Origin of the sequence: Brachybacterium sp. AOP25-B2-12 (assembly GCF_052378625.1) — a bacterium.
Taxonomy (GTDB): domain Bacteria; phylum Actinomycetota; class Actinomycetes; order Actinomycetales; family Dermabacteraceae; genus Brachybacterium.
Genome location: NZ_JBQSXW010000006.1, coordinates 84,462 through 104,654 on the forward strand (window position 1 = coordinate 84,462; position 20,193 = coordinate 104,654).

At 70.5% G+C, this 20,193-nt stretch carries 15 protein-coding genes; 10 read left to right on the forward strand and 5 right to left on the reverse strand.

Annotation, left to right across the window (positions count from 1 at the left end):
- Positions 1-45: 45 nt before the first annotated feature.
- The 4 genes from ACT3TZ_RS06325 to ACT3TZ_RS06340 all read left to right on the forward strand — a co-directional run bounded on the left by ACT3TZ_RS06325 (position 46) and on the right by ACT3TZ_RS06340 (position 4,706).
- Positions 46-1,434: an extracellular solute-binding protein gene (locus ACT3TZ_RS06325; protein WP_444582550.1), complete on the forward strand. Its 1,389-nt coding sequence runs from the start codon at positions 46-48 to the stop codon at positions 1,432-1,434.
- Positions 1,431-2,312 (forward strand): carbohydrate ABC transporter permease, encoded by an 882-nt coding sequence (locus ACT3TZ_RS06330; protein ID WP_444582551.1) that lies wholly within the window; start codon positions 1,431-1,433, stop codon positions 2,310-2,312. Before ACT3TZ_RS06325 ends, ACT3TZ_RS06330 begins: the two co-directional genes overlap by 4 nt.
- A 52-nt stretch (positions 2,313-2,364) precedes the next feature.
- Positions 2,365-3,186: a carbohydrate ABC transporter permease gene (locus tag ACT3TZ_RS06335; RefSeq protein ID WP_444582552.1), complete on the forward strand. Its 822-nt coding sequence runs from the start codon at positions 2,365-2,367 to the stop codon at positions 3,184-3,186.
- A 200-nt stretch (positions 3,187-3,386) separates the two neighbouring features.
- Positions 3,387-4,706 carry a glycoside hydrolase family 32 protein gene (locus ACT3TZ_RS06340; protein ID WP_444582553.1) on the forward strand — a complete coding sequence of 440 codons (1,320 nt, stop codon included), beginning with the start codon at positions 3,387-3,389 and terminating at the stop codon, positions 4,704-4,706.
- A 363-nt stretch (positions 4,707-5,069) separates the two neighbouring features.
- On the opposite strand, the gene ACT3TZ_RS06345 is transcribed toward ACT3TZ_RS06340, so the two are convergent.
- Together ACT3TZ_RS06345 and ACT3TZ_RS06350 are read right to left on the reverse strand one after the other, a co-directional pair.
- The gene (locus ACT3TZ_RS06345; protein ID WP_444582554.1) at positions 5,070-5,690 is read right to left on the reverse strand and encodes a TetR/AcrR family transcriptional regulator; all 621 of its coding nucleotides are present in this window, start codon (positions 5,688-5,690) and stop codon (positions 5,070-5,072) included.
- A gap of 7 nt (positions 5,691-5,697) precedes the next feature.
- The gene (locus ACT3TZ_RS06350; protein ID WP_444582555.1) at positions 5,698-8,298 is read right to left on the reverse strand and encodes a DHA2 family efflux MFS transporter permease subunit; all 2,601 of its coding nucleotides are present in this window, start codon (positions 8,296-8,298) and stop codon (positions 5,698-5,700) included.
- Positions 8,299-8,585: 287 nt separating this feature from the next.
- Here ACT3TZ_RS06350 and ACT3TZ_RS06355 point away from each other — a divergent pair, with 287 nt between their 5' ends.
- Positions 8,586-9,905 (forward strand): CPBP family glutamic-type intramembrane protease, encoded by a 1,320-nt coding sequence (locus tag ACT3TZ_RS06355; RefSeq protein ID WP_444582556.1) that lies wholly within the window; start codon positions 8,586-8,588, stop codon positions 9,903-9,905.
- 340 nt (positions 9,906-10,245) lie between these two features.
- On the opposite strand, the gene ACT3TZ_RS06360 is transcribed toward ACT3TZ_RS06355, so the two are convergent.
- Both ACT3TZ_RS06360 and ACT3TZ_RS06365 read right to left on the reverse strand, forming a co-directional pair.
- On the reverse strand, positions 10,246-11,811 hold the full coding sequence (locus ACT3TZ_RS06360; RefSeq protein ID WP_444582557.1) for a PTS ascorbate transporter subunit IIC: 1,566 nt from the start codon (positions 11,809-11,811) through the stop codon (positions 10,246-10,248).
- A gap of 39 nt (positions 11,812-11,850) precedes the next feature.
- Positions 11,851-12,681, reverse strand: coding sequence for a PTS sugar transporter subunit IIA (locus tag ACT3TZ_RS06365; protein WP_444582558.1), 831 nt, complete (start codon positions 12,679-12,681; stop codon positions 11,851-11,853).
- Between the two features lie 325 nt (positions 12,682-13,006).
- Between ACT3TZ_RS06365 and ACT3TZ_RS06370 the strand changes: the two genes are divergently transcribed.
- From ACT3TZ_RS06370 to ACT3TZ_RS06390, 5 genes are read left to right on the forward strand one after another with little or no spacing between them, the layout of a single operon-like run.
- Entirely contained in the window at positions 13,007-14,023 is a 1,017-nt protein-coding gene (locus ACT3TZ_RS06370) for a LacI family DNA-binding transcriptional regulator (protein WP_444582559.1), read from the forward strand.
- Between the two features lie 51 nt (positions 14,024-14,074).
- Positions 14,075-15,352, forward strand: coding sequence for a sugar ABC transporter substrate-binding protein (locus ACT3TZ_RS06375; RefSeq protein WP_444582560.1), 1,278 nt, complete (start codon positions 14,075-14,077; stop codon positions 15,350-15,352).
- A gap of 1 nt (position 15,353) precedes the next feature.
- A complete protein-coding gene (locus tag ACT3TZ_RS06380) occupies positions 15,354-16,295 on the forward strand; it encodes a carbohydrate ABC transporter permease (RefSeq protein WP_444582561.1) in 942 nt (313 codons plus the stop codon).
- 1 nt (position 16,296) lies between these two features.
- Positions 16,297-17,112 carry a carbohydrate ABC transporter permease gene (locus tag ACT3TZ_RS06385; protein WP_444582562.1) on the forward strand — a complete coding sequence of 272 codons (816 nt, stop codon included), beginning with the start codon at positions 16,297-16,299 and terminating at the stop codon, positions 17,110-17,112.
- 37 nt (positions 17,113-17,149) lie between these two features.
- Complete coding sequence (locus ACT3TZ_RS06390) at positions 17,150-18,958, forward strand: glycoside hydrolase family 3 protein (RefSeq protein ID WP_444582563.1); 1,809 nt, start codon at positions 17,150-17,152, stop codon at positions 18,956-18,958.
- Between the two features lie 490 nt (positions 18,959-19,448).
- Here ACT3TZ_RS06390 and ACT3TZ_RS06395 read toward each other — a convergent pair whose 3' ends face one another.
- Positions 19,449-19,946 (reverse strand): DUF3592 domain-containing protein, encoded by a 498-nt coding sequence (locus ACT3TZ_RS06395; RefSeq protein ID WP_444582564.1) that lies wholly within the window; start codon positions 19,944-19,946, stop codon positions 19,449-19,451.
- Positions 19,947-20,193: the final 247 nt, after the last annotated feature.

Below are 20,193 nucleotides of genomic sequence, written 5' to 3' on the forward strand. Positions count from 1 at the left end.
CGGACGGCGCAGCCGCGCCGTGGACGACTCGACGATGAGGACCCCATGCCACCCGACTCCGCTCTGACCCGCCGCCTCCTGCTCGGCGGCGCGGGCGTCCTGGGCGCCGGCGCCCTGGCCGCCTCCTGGCCCCGCCTCACCGCGGCCGACATCCCCGGTCGCCGCGACGACGCCCTGACCGTGCTCATCCTGGGCAACTCCACCGATGCCGCGGGCCGCCAGGAGATCGCCGCCCGCTTCATGGAGGAGCACCCCGACATCCCCGTGCGGATCCTGGCCGTCCAGGCCACCGACTGGGGCGACTTCTTCGCCAAGGTGCTGACGATGGTCGCCGCGGGCACCGCCCCGGACGTCGTCTACACCGCCACCGAGGGTGCGCAGCTGTTCGCCGAGCGCCTGGCCCTCCCGCTCGACACCTTCGTCCAGCGGGACGCCGACGTCATGCAGGACTACTTCTCCGACGTCTACCCGAGCCTCATCGAGGCCTTCATGTACAAGGGCAGCCTGTACCAGCTGCCCCTGGACTTCAACGCCGCCAACATGTACCTGAACCTCGACGTGCTGGCCCGCAACGGCCTCGAGATGCCGCCGGACGACTGGACCCGCGACGATTTCACCGACCTCCTGCGCGGCATGCAGGGCGACGCCACGCCGTACTTCTGGACCAACCGTCTGTTCGGCGGCGTCGTCCCGTGGCTGTACGTCAACGAGACCTCGTTCCTGAAGGAGGAGAAGGCGCCTGGCGGACGACAGATCTGGGACACCTTCTACCCCGAGGAGACCGAGCGCTCCGGCGGCTACCTGTGGACCTCCTCGAACGCGACGGGCGAACCCGTGCACGAGAGCGTGGACTACCTGCGTTCCCTCATCGCCGAGGGGCTGGCCGTGCGGCCCGAGGAGGGCGGCGGCAACACGCTCGTGGGCCTGTTCGCCTCCGGGCGCATCGGCTCGACGCCCGCCGGCGGCTACTGGGTCCAGGGCCTGGCCGAGGGTGGCATGAAGCCCGCGCAGTTCGACGTGCAGTTCTTCCCCCGCTGGCGCTCCCAGCGCCACCAGTTCGGCGGCGCCGGCTACGCCATCATGAAGTCCACGACGAAGGCCGACCAAGCCTGGGAGTGGATCAAGTACACCGCCTCCAAGGAGGCGATGGAGCTCGCCTTCCCCACGCCCGCCACCACCCCCACGCGGCGCTCGATGGTCAACGACCGCTTCTACACCGGCAAGGGCCCCGAGCACTGGGAGCGCTTCTACGAGACGCTCGACCGCTTCCCGACCTCGGGGCCGATCCCCGCGCCCCCGCAGCAGGCCGCCGTGGAGACCGCCCTCATCAAGAACATCTCGACCGCCGTCAGCGGCGGACCCGACCAGGTGACCGCCTCGCTGCGCACCCTGGACGCGGATCTGCGCTCCGTCCTCGAGGAGGACCCCTCATGACCCGCGCCCGCCAGTCCGGCCTGCTGACCTGGATCTTCCTCGCCCCGACGATGCTCGGCGTCGGGATCTTCGTGGTCCTGCCGATCATCGCCTCGCTGGTCCTCGCGTTCGTCCGCTGGGACATCATCACCTCGCCGCAGTTCTCGGGGCTCGACAACTTCGTCGACATCGCCACCGACCGCACCGTGCGCGTCGCCTTCGCCAACACGGGCGTGTTCGTCGTGTTCGCCGTCGCCGCGCAGCTGGGCGTCGCGATGCTGCTGGCGGTGCTGGTCCAGACCCGCATGCCCGCCTGGCTGCGGGTGTTCTTCCGCTCGACGTTCTTCTTCCCGCTGATCCTCTCGGCGGCCAGCGTCTCGATCCTCATGAAGTACCTGTTCAACGAGCGGTTCGGCGTCATCAACTGGCTCCTGTCGCTCGTCAACATCCCCGCCGTGCCCTGGCTGACCTCCACCACGTGGGCGATGGTCGTCGTCATCGCGGTGTACGTCTGGCAGAACTTCGGGTTCTCATTCCTGCTGTTCCTCGGCGGCCTCGCGGCGATCCCCCGGGACGTCTACGAGGCGGGCTCGATCGACGGCGCCACCGGCTGGAAGCAGTTCCGCCACATCACGCTGCCGCTGGTCAGCCCCACGATCCTCGTGGCCTCCGTGATGGCCGTGATCTCCGCGCTGCAGGTGTTCGACCAACCGTACGTGCTGACCCGCGGCGGCCCCGGCGACTCGACCCGCACCGCCGTCATGGTCATCTTCGAGAGCGCGTTCCGCGAGCTCGAGTTCGGCCGCGCGAGCGCCATCGGCCTGGTGCTGATGGTCCTCATCATGCTCGTCACCGCGCTGCAGTTCCGCCTGTCGCGCCGGTTCGTCTTCTACCAGTGAGCTCCCGGCACCGCCGCCGCCAGCCCTCCCCGCACGAGTCCCAGGAGCCCCGATGAAGCGCCGCCTGCCCTCCGTCGCGAAGTACACCGTCCTCGCGGTCTGCGCGATCCTCACCCTCGGCCCGGTGTGGTGGACGTTCACCACGTCCCTGCGCCCCGCCTCCGAGTCCTTCAGCCTCCCGCCCAGCTTCTTCCCGCTGAGCCCCGACTTCTCCAGCTACGCCGCCGTGTTCGAGCAGATCAAGGTGCCGCTGCTGGTGCTCAACAGCGCGCTGGTCACCGGGATCGTCGCCGTGGGCCAGATGGTCACGGCCGCCATGGCCGGGTACGTCTTCGCCCGCATGTCCTTCCGCGGCAAGAACGCCCCGTTCGCGATCGTGCTGGCCACCATGATTGTGCCCGTCCAGGTCACGATCGTCCCGGTGTTCATGATCATCCGCGGCATGGGGCTGTCCGACACCCTGCTCGCGCTGATCCTGCCGGCGATCCCGACCGCCTTCGGCACCTTCCTCATGCGCCAGTACTTCCTCGGGCTGCCGCTCGAGCTGGGGGAGGCGGCATCGATCGACGGCGCGAGCCCGTGGCGCACGTTCTTCTCGATCTATGCGCCGCTGGCCTTCCCCGGCATGGCGATCGTGGGGGTGCTCGCCTTCAACTTCCACTGGAACGAGTTCTTCCGGCCCCTGATCTTCATGATCTCCGAGCAGAACTACACGTTGCCGCTGGGGCTGGTGACGCTCCAGGGCAACCTCGGCACCGGTTCGATCTCCATCGTGCTGGCCGGCGTGATCCTCTCGATGCTCCCCGCGGTGGTCGTGTTCCTCTTCGGCCAGCGGTCGCTGCGCGAGGGTCTGACGGCGGGGTCCTCGAAGTGAGGTGGGTGGGTGCGGGGCGTTCGACGGCACGCGGCGTGCGGACGCCGGCGCGGCGCCGGGGTATCGCCCCGGCACCGGAACACGGCCGCCTCGCGTCGCTCCCGCCTCTCCGGAGGCGCTGCCCCGTCTGACCGCCCACCCCCACCTCGCCCGGTCCTCCCGGACCGCCGCACCGCACCTCGACAACCTCAGGAGTGTCCGTGACCGACCCGTACTTCCCCGCCCTGCACCGCACGCACCCCCGGGGATGGATCAACGACCCCAACGGCGTCTGCCGCGTGGACGGCCGCTGGCACGTGTTCTTCCAGTACAACCCGCACTCGGCGCGCCACGACCGCATCCACTGGGGGCACGTGTCCTCGGACGACCTGGTCACCTGGCGCGAGGAGCCGCTGGGGCCCGTGCCGCGTCCGGGGGAGGCCGACGCCGACGGCTGCTGGAGCGGCGTCGCGACCGTGGAGGACGGCGTGCCGTACGCCGTCTACTCGGGCGTCAGCGGCGCGGATCACCACGTGTCGCGGGTCGTCGTCCAGCGCGGCAGAGCGGACCTGACGTCCTTCGAAGCGCTCCCCGGCGTCGCCGCGGACCTTCCCGACGAGCCCGGGCTCGTGGGCGTCCGCGACCCCTTCCTGTTCGAGGTCGACGGCCTGCGCCTCGCCGTCCAGGGCGCCGAGCTCCACCGGACCGAGGCCGACGGCACGGTGCGCCCGATTCCCGCGATCCTCGCGTGGGACCGCAGCGACCTCGCGCATTGGCGCTACCTCGGGTCGATCCTGACCGGGGAGGACGCTGTCGCCGCGCGCTTGGCGCCCGCGGACCTGTGGGAGTGCCCGCAGCTCGTGCGGCTGGGTGATCGCTGGGTGCTGTCGGTGAGCCTCTGGACGGAGCCGGAGCGTGCCGGCGGGTCCTCCCTCGGCGGTGTCGCCTACCTCGTCGGTGACCTGCACGTGGAGCGCTCCACCGACGGGATGCCGCAGGTGCGGTACGCCCCGACGGCCGGCGGGATCGTCGACGAGGGGCCGGACTTCTACGCCCCGCAGGCCGTGGTCGATGCGGATGGCGACCGCGTGCTGCTGTGGGGCTGGTCCTGGGAGGGGGCCGCCCGCACCCAGGAGCAGACCGACGCACAGGGCTGGGCGGGGACGCTGACCTTCCCCCGGGAGCTGGCACTGGAGAGGGATCTGCTGGTCAGTCGCGTCCCGGCCGAGCTCGCCGCCCTCCGCGGCGCGGACCTGCCCACCGACGGGACGACGATCGAGCTCGGAACCCCGGCCGCGGCCCAGGTCGACACGGGCGACGGCGTGCGCGTCGAGCTGGTGGGCGTCGACGGCACGGTGCGCGACACGGTGGTCGCGGTGGACGGCGGGGCGGTGACCGTGCTCGTCGACGCGAGCCTCGTGGAGGTGCTGCCTGCGCACGGCACGCCGAGGACGGTGCGGGTCTACCCCGCGGCCGGCGAGTCCCTGCGCCTGACGGGGGCCGACCTGCGGGCGACGACCCTGCGGGTGCCGGGGGCCTGACCGGTACGGGTGTGCGCGGACGGCCTGCGCACCGGGCGTGCCACGTGTGGCGGCACGGTTCGTGGATCGGGCTCGTGGATCGAGCTCGTGGGTGGGTTTCCCGGCGGATGCGTGCACGAACCTGACTGTGGAGGCCCATGCCCTCCGAATTCGGGGGCCTCGGGCGCTGGGAGTCAGGTCCGTGCACGCGACGACGGCAGCCTGCCGCGTCGGAGGCGCGTCGGACGACACGGCGACCCGGGACCGCGTGCGCCCAGGTCGGCACGCACGCGCCGAGCGCCCTCGCGCGACCGGAGCCGACCAACCCAGCGGGCGCAGGCACTGCCCCCAGGCCCTGCCCCCCCCCCGCACGCGGGCACCCCTTCAGTCCCGCAGCGCCTGCATCGCGCGCACGGTGGTCAGCAGGCTCGCGGCCAGGCGTTCGCCCTCGTCCGGGAGGGCCTGCTCGATCGCGACGGACAGCGCCGCGATGACCAGGGCCACCGCGAGGCGGGCCGTGGCGTCGTCGGCCCGGGACGCGACGGTCGCCAGGATGGAGGAGCGCAGCTCGGCCATCCAGGCATGGATCGCGGGGGCCAGCTCCGGGCGGTGGCTCATCAGGTCCTTGGAGCGCAGCCGGTCGTGCGGCAGCGTCAGGGCGATGAGCAGGCAGGTGCCGGCCAGGAGCCCCTCGGCGTCGCAGCGCTCCGCGAAGCGCTGCTGCACCTCGGGACCGACCCGGGGGGAGGCGTAGTCGATGACGGCCGAGGCCTTGGTGGGGAAGTAGTTGAAGAACGTCCTCGGCGACAGTCCGGCTCGGGCGCAGATCTCGTCGATGTTGACGTCGGCGAGGCCCCGTTCGAGCACCAGGTCCCGGGCCGCCTCGTGCAGCGCCTGGTGGTTGCGGAGCTTCTTGCGCTCGCGCAGGGAGGAGGGCTCCTCCGCCGCGCCGCCGCGGCCGGGGCCGGTGGCCCCGGCCGGGTGTGCGGAACCCGCGTGGGTCATGGGCGCATCACGCCCGGTGGGTTCCGTGCGGGCGGTCGTCGGCGCCGGGGTCACGCGGGTCCGCGTGCTCGCCGGTCACGGCGGTCGGGGAGTCGCTGCCCGGCGCGGGGGCCGAGCTCCCGGTGGCCGGCGCGTCCAGGTCACCCGGCACCCGTCCCGTGGTCTCGGCACCGGTCGAGACTTCGGCGTCCACGGCATCGATCAGCGCCTCGTGCGTGCCGACGGGGCGGGAGTCCGCGTCGGCGGGGGCGTGCACGCCCTCCTCGGGATCCGGGCTGCCGCGGTGCGTCCCGTCGTGCGGCGCGGCCGGGGCCGACCCGGTGACGGAGGCGCCGTCGGCCGCGGTGGTCCCGGCGGGTCGGTCCGCCGACTTGTCCTCGGCACCGCGCGATGCGTCGCGACCCGCCGTGTCCCGCAGCGACCCGCCGGCGCCGGCCCGACCCGACCCGTCGTCCCCGGCCGCCCTCGCACCCGGGTCCTGGACCTGGATCTCGCCCGTGCTGGGCACGACCGGAGATCCGGTGGTCACCGCGGCCTGCGCGGCGGCGGCGTGGAGGTCGTCGGCGCCGTCGTCGCCCACGGCCGCGTTGTCGGCCGCCTCCTGCAGCGCCGAACGGTCACGCAGCGGCGGCACCTTGAAGAACCACGAGAGGACGAATGCTGCGAGGATCACGGCCAGACCCACCCAGTAGATCGTCACGGCCGAGGCGTTGAAGCCTGTCATGAAGGGGCGGGTCAGGCGCGCGTCGGCACCGTTGAGGAACGACGTGTCGCTGGACTGGTCGCTCGAGGAGCTGCCCGAGGAGTCGCGGTCCGCGATCTGGTCGGCCAGCTTCGGGGCCACCTGGTCCACCCAGTAGGTGCGCTGGCCCTCGTTCGACCAGTCCACGACGAGCTTGCCGTCCTGGACAGTCGTGTGGGTCTTGTCCGCGGCGGCGGTCAGCGCCTGCTCGTGCGCCTGCGGCGTGGCCTGGGCGACCTGCTGGTCGATCACGGCCTGCTGCTGGGCGGCGGGGACGCGGCCCGCGGCGACCTCCTGCTGGACGGCCTGGGTGACCTGATCGGTCACGGCCGTGTCGGCGGCGCCGAGCGCCTGGGTCGTGCCCTGGTCCAGCTGCTTCTGGATGTTCGCGGTCAGCGGCGTGGTGATCGGCGTCCAGATCTCCTCCATGACGCCCTTGTTGGCCGATGCCGTCGCGACCGATGGGGTCAGGGCGGCATCGAGCGCGGAGGTGAGGTCGTCCCGGTCGCCCATGGCCGACTGGATGTTGGTGGGCATGACGGTGAACAGCACCGACAGCAGCACCGCTGTGCCCATCGTGCCGCCGATCTGCCGGAAGAACGTCGAGGCGCTCGTGGCCACGCCCATGTCGCGGCCGGCCACCGAGTTCTGGGTCGCGAGGGTGAGGGACTGCATGAGCTGGCCCAGGCCGCCGCCGATCAGGAACATGCCGATCATGAGGAACCACAGCGGCTTGTCGACCGTGATGAAGGTGAGCACCACGTACCCGGCAGCGGTCACGAACGTGCCGGTCACAGGGAAGATCCGGTACTTGCCGGTGCGGGCGACGATCTGGCCGGAGACGATGGAGGAGATCATCAGTCCCAGCACCATCGGCAGCGTCGCGAAGCCCGATTCGGTGGGAGTCAGGCCCTTGACGATCTGCAGGTACAGCGGGATGGTCAGCATCGCGCCGAACATCGCGAAGCCCACCAGGAAGCCCAGGATCGTGGCCATCGAGAAGGTGTGCGAGCCGAACAGCTTCAGCGGGATGATCGCGTCGTCGCCCATGTGGCGCTCGACGATGAGGAAGGCCGCGAGGCCGATGGCGGACAGGGCGTAGCAGATGAACGCGGCCGCCGAGGTCCAACCCCATTCGCGGCCCTGCTCGGCCACCAGCAGCAGCGGGACGAGCGCCACGATCACCGATGTCGCCCCCCACCAGTCGATGCGCGGGCGCTCGGCACGGTGGAAGCGGGGGAGGTGCAGGAAGATCAGCACCATCGCCAGCGCCACGATCCCGACGGGCACGTTGACGAGGAACACCCAGCGCCAGCCGGCGATCCACAGGATCTGGTCCGCGCCGGAGAAGACGCCGCCGATGAGTGGGCCCACGACCGAGGAGATGCCGAAGACGGCCAGGAAGTAGCCCTGGTACTTGGCGCGCTCGCGGGGGGCGAGCATGTCGCCCATGATCGCCAGCGGCAGCGACATCAGCGCGCCGGCGCCGATGCCCTGGAAGCCGCGGAAGGCGGCGAGCATGATCATCGACGTCGAGAAGCTCGACAGCAGCGAGCCCAGGATGAACACGCCGATGCCGAAGATGTAGAGGGGGCGACGGCCGAAGAGGTCCGAGAGCTTGCCGTAGATCGGCGTCGCGATGGTCGAGGTGATGAGGTACGCGGTGGTGACCCAGGCCTGCTGGTCGAGGCCGTGGAGGTCGTCGCCGATCGTGCGGATCGCGGTGCCGACGATGGTCTGGTCGAGCGCCGACAGGAACATGCCTGCCATGAGGGCGAGGATGACGAGGGTGATCTGGCGCTGGGTCATCACGGCGCCGCCGGGGCGGGTACCGGTCACGGCAGCGGGGGCAGTGGTCGCGGTCATGCTGGTCTTCGATTCTGCTGGGCGGCCGGGGCCGACAGGAGCCGGTGCGAGGGGCCTCGCACGAGAAGGGATGCTAGGCCGGATTCCCTGAAAAGTGCAGGGGGTGAAACGTTGCATCGACTGCATTGTGATCGACGACTCCTGGTCGTGGACGACCGCGACCTTCGGCGGTGATCCCGGAGACAGGGGCACGGAGACCCCGACGATCGTCGACGGGCGGGCGCCGGAGGTCTGCGGGACGGCCACAGCGGTTGTCGGGCTCGCGGCTCCCGGGTCTGCTGGATCCCATGAACACGCCGACGGGACCCGGAGCCAGCACACCCGAGCACGCCCAAGGCGCCTGGACGGCGCCGTCGGCCCCGCAGTTCGGCGGGACGGGCCACGATCCCGTGCCGCGAACCGGCGATGGCGGAGAGCCCCGCCCGGACGGGACGGGTGGCGCGACCTCGCCGCCGGCGGCCGAGCACGGCGGGCCCCGCACGGACGGTTCCGCTCCCGGGACGGGCGTCCCGACAGCGCCGCCGGCGATCGACACCCCAGCGCCCCGCAGGATCCCCGCGCCGATCCTCTGGTACGAGAAGGTGCCGTGGCGTCGGGTGGGGCTGTTCACCCTCATCTCCTATGCGATCTTCGCCGTGATCGCGGCGCCGTTCTGGTTCCTCGCCGAAGGGATCGCGCACCCCCTGTTCGTGCTGGTGATCGGCATGGGGATGTGGGCCCCGGCGATCGCCTCGATCATCATGTCCAAGGCCGTCGAGAAGACGTCCTGGCGCACTCGGGTGGGTCTGCGTTTCCGTGGCCGATGGCTGCGCATCCTCGCGTGGAGCGGCGTCGGGATCGTGGCGGTGCTCGCCGTCCAGCTGCTCTCCGCGATCGCGATGGTGCTGCGCGGGGTCCCGGGCGACCTCACCGGGCGGACATGGCTCGAGATCGGCACGCTGCAGTTCGCCGAGACCGCCGGGACCGAGGTGTCCCCAGTCGTCTTCGTCGCGGTGATCCTGTTCGTGACGGTGGCGGGGATCGTCGTGACCACGGCGTTCACCCTCGGTGAGGAGATCGGCTGGCGCGGCTGGCTGTGGACGGCCCTGAAGCCTCTCGGACCGGTGCGGGCCGCGATCGTCGGTGGCGCGATCTGGAGCCTGTGGCACCTGCCCGTCATGATCATCGGCTACAACTACGCCGGCATCGACCGGTGGATCGCGATCCCCTTCTTCATCCTCCCGTGCATCGGGATGTCGCTCCTGTTCGGGGCGATCACGGACCGCGCCGCGGGCAGCCCCATCCCGGCCGCGATCGCCCACTCGGTGTTCAACGTCGCCGGGACCACGGTGCTGGGCCTGGTCGCCACCGAGGCGACGGTGGGCGAGATGAGCCTGCTGATCGACACGCACGCGGGGATCATCGCGGTGGTCCTGCTGCTCGGGATCGGTGCGCTGCTGACGCCGTGGCGGTCGCGACCGTCGCTGCCGGTGGTGACGCTGGGCAGGGTGGTGTCGCCGGGTGGGACGGATGCGGCGACGGTCGGGCCGCATGGGCCGCATGCGCCGGATGGGTCGGATGCGGCGACGGTGCTGAACGGGCCGGGCACGGCGGGGGCAGGTGAGTAGGCCGGCGGTACAGCGGCGCGAGGGCGCACCGGGGGAGGCGGTCGGGCCGGTGGCGCCGGTCGGGCCGATCACGCCGGGGCGAAAGCCCGTGCCGGGGGCCGGACGCCGGGTGCGCGAGGCGTCGTGGACGCCCCCTCGCCGGGAGCACCTGCACGAACCTGACTGCGAGCGCCCATGCCCTCAGATTTCGGAGGGCATGGGCGCACACAGTCAGGTCGTTGTCGCGCTGTCGCCGCGACCAGAGGGCAGATCGCCCCAGGGGGCGAACGGTGACGACCGCGACGACTCGGTGGGCCCCGGTGACCGGGCTCCACAGTCGTCGACGCGTCATCGGGTGCGTTCAGCCCCGCGGAGGCGCCGGGGGCACAGGTGCCCCGGTCGGAGGCGCGACCTTCCGGCGGGAGGCGACAGCTCCGGCGGCGCGGGATCTCGATGCCGCGCCGTCGCCCGACGCATCGGGCTTCCCGACTGCGCGACGCGCGGGGGCAGGATCCCAGCCGCCGTCCACGACGCGACGCTGGACCAGGATCGCGGCGGCGAGGATGACGAGACCGATCAGAGCGAGCAGGCTCGATCCGAGCAGGACACCCGGGCGTGCTCCGTATCCGATGAGGATGCCGAACCAGCCGAAATCGGTGTCCCCGAAGGTGGTGTTCGCCGAACCGAAGCTGCCCAGCACCTTGAGCAGCACGGCGGGGAGGAAGGTCACGAGCAGGCCGTTGACGAGACCGCCGGCGACGGCTCCCCGCCGCCCGCCGGTGGCATTGCCGTAGACCCCCGCGGCACCGCCGGTGAAGAAGTGGGGCACGAGGCCAGGGAGGATGAGCGCGAGACCGAAGGCGGGACCGAAGACCGTGCCGAGCAGGAGCAGGCCGATGAGTCCGCCGGCGAAGCTCGAGAGGAATCCGATGAGCACGGCGTTCTGGGCGAAGGGGAAGACGATCGGTGCGTCCAGTGCGGGGACGGCTCCCGGGACGACCTTGTCGGCGATGCCCTGGAAGGCGGGGACGAGCTCTCCGAGGATGGTGCGGACGCCGAACAGGATGACCGCCACGGCGATCCCGAACTGGAGACCTTGCGTGACCGAGAGCATGAGGTAGTTGCCCACGTCCGTGGCCCCGCCTTCGAAGGCGGTGAAGGCGGTGTCGGCACCCGCCCTGACCAGGTACACGACGGCGACGACGACGTACATGAGGACCATCGAGAGCGCGGTCGCGACCATCGAGTCCCGCAGGAAGCGGAGTCCTTCGGGCACCTTGATGTCCTCGGTCGACCGGCTGCGCCCCTTGGGGTCCACCAGCCGACCGATGGTGCCCGCCGCGATGTATCCGGCGGTGCCGAAATGGCCGATGGCGATGGAGTCGTCCCCCGACACCTTTCGGGTCCACGGCTGCGCGAGAGCGGGGAGGGACACCATGAGGATGCCGAGCAGCACGGCGCCCAGGATCACGACGACGGGAGTGGGCATGCCGGCGGACGCCATGACGATGGTGATCATCGTGGCCATGAACAGCAGGTGGTGCCCGGTGAGGAAGACGTACCGCAGAGGCGTGAAGCGCGCCAGAAGGATGGCGACCACGAATCCGAGGATCATGAGCCAGGACACCTGTGCTCCGTATTGCTCCTGGGCGATCCCCGCGATGGCCTCGTTGGTGGGCACGACGCCCTGTGCGCCGAGGGCGCCCTGGATCATCGTGCCCAAGGGGGTCAGCGAGGCCGCCACGAGGGTGGCGCCGGCGCCGATCAGGAGGAAGCCGAGGACGGCCTTGATGGCACCCCCGGCGACCTGGCCGACACTCTTGCGGAGTGCGATCAGGCCGATGGCGGTGATGATGCCGATGAGGTAGGCGGGGACGCTCAGGATCTCGTTGACGAGGAACTGGGCGACAGCGACGAGCGCGGACATGGCGGGTGCTCCGAACGGGTGTGGGTCGGTGGATGCAGGTCAGACGGCGTAGATGCGGCGCAGGGCGGCGTCGACCTCGGCCTGGGAGGTGAAGTTGTCGACGACCTCCACGGGGACGCCGACGTCCCCGAGGGTCTGCGCGATCGCGCCCGAGGTGAGGAGGGCGTCGGCCTCGCCGGCACGCCCCTTGGCGGAGATCGTGTCGGTGGCCTCGATGGTCAGGTAAGGCGACCAGCCCCAGCGGTCGAGGACCTGCTCCGCGGTGTTCTTGAGGAAGAGGCTCGTCCCGAGCCCGTTGCCGCAGACCGTGAGCACGAGGTTCTTGGACGGAACGGCATCGTCGAGCTCGGCGGCATCGGGTTCTGCGGGACCGGTGTGCGTGAGTGTCGCGACGGGAGCCGGGCGTGGCGGCTCCGGCTGCGCGGACCCGGCGAGCGTCGTGAGGACCTCCTCGGGACTCGAGGCCGTGTCGAGCGCCGCACGCGAGGCCGGGTCGGCGAGCACGGTCGCGAGCTGGGCAAGGGCCTGCTGGTGTGCGGAGGCGTCGACGGCCGCGAGCCCCATCACGATCGTGACGGGGTCGTTGGACGCGTGACCGAACTCCACGGGCCGGGACAGACGGACGAAGGAGAGCGCGGTGCGGTGCACGGAATCGTCAGGGCGGGCATGGGCCAGCGCGAAGCCCGGGGTGATGACGATGTAGGGACCGTGCTGCTCGACCGCTCTGAGCATCGATTCCGTGTAGGCCTCGGAGGCGGCGCCGACCGCGGTGAGGAGATCGCCGGCGGCGCGGATCGCAGCGGTGCGATCTTCCGCACCGACCTCGAGACGGATGGCGGCGGGGTCGATGAGGTCGACGAGCTGGGACATGGATCCTCCTCGGTGAGAGAGTCAGAACGGTGCGGCGGAGACGTCATCGGGCACGACGCGAGGTGCGTGGATCCGTCGCCGCCGGACGAGCCTACGCGTCCGGGACCGAGCCCGTACGGGACCAGTGGTCCCGTTGCGACGCGGCATGCTCTCGGGGATGACAGCGCTTGCATTCCCCGCTCGTGGCCCGTAGTGTCACCGCTTGCATCCGAAATGTAAGCGGTTGCGAGACGGGCTGCGCACAGGAGTGCATCACTTTCCAATGTCGGGAGGTGGGCAGGCGCAACCGGTTCCGAGCAACGCACCGAGTCGATGAGGACACGAGATGGCATCCGCGCGAGAACCAGTCGTCCACGCGACGATCTACGCGGTCGCCGAGCGTGCAGGCGTCTCGACGGCGACCGTCTCCCGTGCCTTGGCGGGCAGCACCAAGGTCGCCCCCGGGACCCGTGATGCGGTGATCGCCGCGGCGCGAGAACTGGACTATCTCCCCACGGCCGCGGCGAGCGCGCTCGCCGGACGACGCACCCGCGCCCTCGGACTCGTCCTTCCGCACGTCGACGGTGCCTACTACGCAGAACTGCTCGTCGGATTCGAGATCGAGGCGAGCCACCGGGGGCTCTCGGTCGTCATCACGCTCGCCAACCCCCGGGAGGACGCCGAGGGCACCGTCCGCGGGCTCGCCAGCAAGGTCGACGGCATCGCCTTCATGGCGCGCAGCGCCGCCACGGACGACCTCATCGCCCGCACCGCGCCACGCCTTCCCGTGGTCACCATCGCACGTCCACGGATCCCCGGGCGAGACGCGCTCTTCTCCGAGAACCGGAGGACCGCCCGCGAGCTGACGGAGAGGCTTCTCGGCGCAGGTCGGGTCCGCCCCGCCTTCATCGGCCGTCCCGAGAGGGGTTCTGATCTCGGGATGCGCCACCTCGGAGTGCTCGACGCGATGTCCGCCGCAGGGCTGCCGGCCCCAGGACTCCTCGCGTGCGATCCCGTCGAGGACCAGGGCGTCGCCGCCGCAGAGCACCTCCTGTCCGAAGGCATGCCGTACGACGCGCTCATCTGCGGAAACGACGAGCTCGCGCTCGCGGTGATGCGACATCTGCAGGACCGCGGCGTGCAGGTCCCGGACGACATCGCGATCACCGGCTGGGACGACACGACCACCGCCGCATATGTGCGTCCCGGGCTGACCTCCGTCGTCCAGCCCGTGCGTGCGCTCGGCGCGCTCGCCGCACAGCGCCTCACAGGTCTCGTCGATGGGACAGCCCCCGACGACGTCCCGACCGTCCTGGCGTCGCGCATCGTGCACCGCGGCTCGTGCGGATGCGCGGGCGACTGAGTCGCACGGAGACACTCCGGCATCACCCTGGAAGAGAGCGAAGGAGCCCTCATGAACACCATCTCCCGCCGCCTGTTCACCCTTTGCGGCCTTACGGCCGCGACCGGCGTGGTCGCATCGTGCGGCCGCAGCACCGAGGACACGGCCGATGCCACGGCACAGCCCATCGCCGAGGGAAAGGCCGAGGGCGAGCTCACCGTCTGGGCCATGGGCACCGAGGGCGAGAAGCTGCCCGGGCTGCTCGAAGCCTTCGAGAGCGCGAACCCGGACTGCACCGTGACGGTGACGCCCGTCCCGTGGGACTCCGCGCACGACAAGTTCACCTCCGCGATCGCAGCGGGCACCGCGCCGGACGTCGCCCAGGTCGGCTCGACCTGGATGGCCGAGTTCGTCGGACTCAAGGCGCTCGAGCCCACTCCCGAGGAGATCGACCTCTCCGGGTTCTTCGCCGGCGCGGCCGACGCCGTGCAGGTCGACGGAACGGCGTTCGGGGTGCCGTGGTATGTCGAGACGCGACTTGTGTACTACCGCACCGACCTCGCCGAGCAGGCGGGCATCACGGAGCCCCCGTCGGACTGGGAGGGGTTCGCCGCCATGGCGAAGGCCATGAAGGACAAGGCCGGCGCCACCTGGGGCACAGCGCTCCAGCCCGGTGGCACGGGGTCCTGGGAGTCGCTCATGCCATTCGTGTGGTCCAACGGAGGCTCCGTCGTCTCCGAGGACGACTCCGCCTTCACCTTCGAGGACGCTCCGAACGTCGACGCGTTGGCGTACTACCAGTCCTTCTTCACCGATGGTGTGGCGAACAAGGCCCCCGCCGACGGGACGACAGAACAGGATTTCGTCTCCGGGACCGTGCCGATGTTCATCTCGGGCCCGTGGATGATGTCGAGCATCGAGAAGCTGGGCGGCGACGGCTTCGCCGAGAAGTACTCGGTGTTCAAGATCCCGGCGAGGACGAGCTCGATCTCCTTCCTGGGCGGCGCGAACCTCGGCGTGTTCCAGGGGTCGAAGAATCGGGACGCCGCGTGGAAGCTGGTCCGGTTCCTCGCCGAGCCCGCGACGCAGATCGAATGGTTCCACCAGGCGACCGACCTCCCCGCCGTCGAGGCGGCGTGGGAGGACCAGGAGATCGCGGGCAACGAGAAGTTCACCGTCTTCCACAAGCAGCTCCAGACCGCCGTGGCCCCACCGGCGATCGCGACCTGGGAGCAGGTCGCCTCGAAGCTCGATGCCCAGGTCGAGCAGGTCTGCAAGCAGGCCGCTGATCCGCAGAAGGCACTGGCCACCGTCCAGACGGAGGCCACGGGGATCGGGACGGGAGTCTGACATGACGGCCGTCCGCATCTCCGACGGAGACGGCACCTCGGCGCGTCGTCCGCGACGAGGGCGGCGGCGAGGTTCCGCCGAGGCCCGCGCAGGACTGATCCTCGGCCTGCCCTTCATCGTGCTGTTCCTCGTCTTCACCGCGTGGCCGGTGCTCCAGTCGATGTTCATGTCGTTCACGGACATGCGGATCACGGACATCCGCACCCCGTTCGCCGTCGACTTCGTGGGTCTGCGCAACTATGTGACGGCGTTCGAGGATCCCGTCTTCCGGCGGGCTGCCGTCAACACCGTCGCGTTCGTCGTGCTCGGGGTCCCCCTCACGATGGGGTGCGGGCTGGCCGCAGCGGTGGTGCTGGACAAGGGCGTCACCCGGTTCCGGGCGGTCTTCCGCATGGGCTTCTACACCCCGGTGATCACGTCGATCGTCGCGGTCGCCGTCGTCTGGCGCTTCCTGCTCCAACCGGACTCCGGTCTCGTCAACACCGTGCTCGGTTGGATCGGGATCGACGGTCCCAACTGGCTCGGCGATCCCCGGACCGCACTGGTCTCCCTCATCGCCATGGCCACGTGGCGGAACTTCGGGACGTCGATGATCATCTTCCTCGCCGGGCTCCAGGCCGTGCCCAAGGATCTCCACGAGGCGGCGGCCCTGGACGGTGCCAACGCCTGGAAGCGATTCCTCCACGTGACGCTCCCAGGAATCCGCCCGACGCTCCTGTTCGTGCTGGTCACCACCACGATCGGGTACCTGCAGTTCTTCGAGGAGCCGTTCGTCATGACCAAGGGCGGGCCGCTCGACTCGACGGTGTCGGCGTCGATGTACACCTACGAGCAGTTCGGGTTCGGGAACTACGGGGTCGCAGGCGCGATGGCCTACCTGACCTTCATCGTCATCGCGGTCGTGACCTTCCTGCAGTTCCGCCTCACCCGGGAGAAGGATTGAGATGGCCCTGCGCAATCGCGCCGTTCTGTACGTGATCATGACGGGGCTGCTGCTCCTCGTCGTCACGCCGTTCATCTGGATGGTCCTGGGAAGCGTCAAGACCCAGGGGGAGCTGTTGCAGGTCCCTCCGACCTGGCTGCCCGAGCACCCCACCTGGGACAACTTCCGTCGCCTGTTCGAGCGACCCTTCGCGAAGTTCTTCACGAACTCGGCGATCGTGGCGCTCGTCGTCACCGCCGGAAACCTCCTGCTGAGCTCGATGCTCGGATACGCCCTCGCACATCTCCGGTTCCCGGGGAAGAAGATCCTGTTCGGCGCGGTTCTCGGCTGCCTCATGATCCCGGGGCTCGTCACGTTCATCCCGCAGTACGTGCTCGTCGTGAACATGGGTCTGGCCGACACGCTGCCGGCGCTGATCCTGCCGTTCCTCGTCCAGCCGTTCAGCGTCTTCCTCATGCGCCAGTTCTTCCTGGGGATGCCGCGGGAGCTCCTCGAAGCGGGACGCATCGACGGAGTCGGCGAGATCGCGATCTTCTTCCGGATCTACCTCCCGCTCGCGGGGCCCGCCTTCGCCACACTCGGGATCCTGACCTTCCTCGGATCCTGGAACAACTTCCTGTGGCCCCTCGTCGTCTCCTCGTCGCAGGACACGTACACCCTCCCCGTGGCGCTGGCGCTGATCTCGACGGGCGAGAACCAGACCGACTACGGCCTGCTGCTGGCCGGGGCGACCCTGATAGTGCTTCCGATCCTCGTGGTCTTCCTGATCTTCCAGCGGCACTTCGTCCAGGGCATCGCAGGCACCGGCATCAAATGACCCTGCCGATCCCCGACGTCCACAGAAGGGACAACTCATGACTTCCACTGCCTCGACCGACCGCCCGCAGGGTCTCCCGTACCAGGATCCGAACCTCGCGCCCGACGCCAGGGCCGCCGACCTCCTGGGCAGACTCGACCTCGAGGACAAGGTCGGACTGATGTTCCACACGGTCATCGAGCTCGGGAAGGACGGGGAGCTGCTCGAGGAGGCCGGCGCGATCTCGAAGTCGCCGACCAGCGCAGTGGTCCTGGGCAAGCGCATGAACCACTTCAACGTGCACGCCCTCCCCGACGCGCACACGGCCGCCGCATGGCACAACCGGCTCCAGCGCCTCGCACGGCGAACCGGCCATGGGATCCCTGTGACGATCTCGACGGATCCACGGCATGCCTCGGCGCAGAATGCAGGCGCCTCGTGGGAGGCGACGTTCTTCTCCCAATGGCCGGAGCCTCTGGGTCTCGGGGCGATCGGCGACCGGGACCTCGTGCGGCGCTTCGCGGATACCGTGCGTCGCGAGTACACGGCGGTCGGGATCCGTGCGGCTCTGCACCCGACTGCGGATCTCGCCACGGAGCACCGCTGGGCGCGCCAGCGGGAATGCCTCGGACAGGATCCCGACCTCGTCGGCGAGCTGACGGCGGCGTATCTCGAGGGACTCGAGGGCCGCGTGGGAGAGCCCTCGGTCTCGGCCACCACCAAGCACTTCCCCGGCGCCGGTCCGCAGGCCGACGGCGAGGACGCGCACTTCCCCTACGGCCGTGACCAGGTGTATCCCGGGGGGCGCTTCGAGGACCATCTCGCGCCGTTCCGCCGGGCGATCGTCGCCGGGACGCCCGCGATCATGCCCTACTACGGACGACCCGTGGGGCTGGTCGTCGACGGCGTCGAGATCGAGGCCGTCGGCTTCGGATACAACAAGCAGGTGCTCACCGGTCTGCTGCGCGGGGAGCTCGGCTTCGACGGTGTGATCGTCACGGACTGGGAGCTCGTCAACGACAACCACGTCGGGGACCAGGTGCTCCCGGCACGGGCCTGGGGCGTCGAGGAGCTGGACCCGGCCGAGCGCATGGTCACGATCCTTGCCGCAGGTGCCGATCAGTTCGGAGGGGAGGAATGCACCGATCTGCTGCTGGACCTCGTGAGGTCCGGGAGGGTGAGCGAGGAGAGGATCGACGAGTCCGCCCTCAGGCTTCTGCGGGAGAAGTTCCGACTGGGACTGTTCGACGATCCGTTCGTCGACGAGGGCGCTGCCGCGGCCGCCGTGGGGCGTGCCGAGGACGTGGTCGAGGGCCGACGGACCCAAGCACGGTCCGTCGTTCTTCTGCAGCACACTGCCGAGGTGCTGCCCCTGCGACCCGGTGTCGATCGTCGTGTGTACGCCGAGGGCATCCCGAAGGCCGAAGCCTCCCGCCTGGGCACTGTCGTCGACCGTCCGGAGGACGCCGACATCGCCCTCGTCCGTATCGGAGCTCCGTTCCAGCCGCGCGATGACCTCTTCCTCGAGGCCTGGTTCCACCAGGGCACCCTCGAGTACGCGCCCGGGGTCGCGGTCCGGCTTGCTCGGATCCGCGAGCACTGCCCGATCGTGCTGGACGTCGATCTCGACAGAGCTGCGGTCCTCACGCCGCTCCTGCCCATCGCTGACGCGCTGACCGGAACGTTCGGCGTCGGCCCTGCGGCCTGGATCGATGCGATCTCCGGGGCGACGCCACCGGAGGGTCGTCTGCCCATCGAACTCCCGCGCTCGATGGATGCCGTGCGCGCCGCGCGCGAGGACGTCCCCGGGGACAGCCCGGATCCGCTGTTCCCGGCGGGGTACCGGTGGGAGCACGACTCGCACTGACGTCGTGTCGCAGGTGGGGCGGTGCACGGGACGGTCGCGCCGGGTTCGTGGTGAGGGACGCGGTCGGCCGGCGGGACGGGTGCGCCAGGTGCGCTGGTCGGGCCGGTGGTGCCGGGCCCGTCGGCCGGGCCGGAACGGCCGGTCACGCCGGAATGGCGGGACGTGCCGGAACGGCCGGTCACGCCGGAATGGCAGGCCGGGCCGGAGCAGCCGGTCACGCCGGAACGACCGCCCGTGCCGGGGGCCGGACACCGGGTCCGCGAGGCGTCCTCGACGCCCCATCGCCGGGAGCACGTGCACGAACCTGACTGTGAGCGCCCATGCCCTCCGAATTCGGAGGGCATGGGCGCTCACAGTCAGGTTGTTGTCGCGGCCCCGCCGACACCTGCGGAGCCGGGCCGCGGACGCGGTGCCTCCCCGGGTGGCGAGGCGCGTCGGTCCCCGGGCAGCAGGCGGGCCCGTGGCGACCTCCCGGGGATGCCTCCCAGGGTCAGCCCATCCTCCCGAAGGACCCGAACATCTCCGACATCCCTCCGGCGACGACGAGGAGGACCACGGCGATCACGATCATGACCAGGCGCGATCCGAGCCCAGCCAGGGTCTGCCAGGGCGTGACGCGGTCGCCGTCGCACGGGGCCACGAAGATCTCCGGGCGCTCCTGGTCGTAGATCACCGTGACCGGCATGCCGGTGCGGTCGACGGTGCCGATGTCGGAGGCGGCAGGGTTGTCGCGCACCACCTTGCCGTGGGAGGTGGTGAACTGGATGGTCTCGCTCATCGAGCGGTGGACCTGTGTACGCCCGTTGCGCGAGGAGCTGCGATGCTCCTGCAGATGGGAGCTGATGACCTCGCCCTGCGCCTTCTGCCCACGCGAGGACAGCCGCAGGATCCGTGCCATCGAGATGGCGGGGCGGATGCAGCCCGCAACCGCGATCACGATGACGAGGACGGGGACGAGGCTGAACATCAGGCCGAAGCTCGAGCCCAAGGGGGACCTCCAGGACGATCGCGGTGCGAGGGCGGGGACGTCGCCGGTGGACGGCGGACTCCGTGCAGGCTACAAGGTGAAGGAGGCCGTGCCGGCCCCGTGACGTCGTGTGGCCGGGAACGAGCAGGCTCGAGCGCCCTCGCGTCCCACGCCCGACGGCACTGACCATGCCGCCGGGCGCCGTGCTCCCGCCCGCCGGCACCACCCCGGCGTCCCGCTCAGCCGCCCCCCCCGGGTCGGCCGCGAA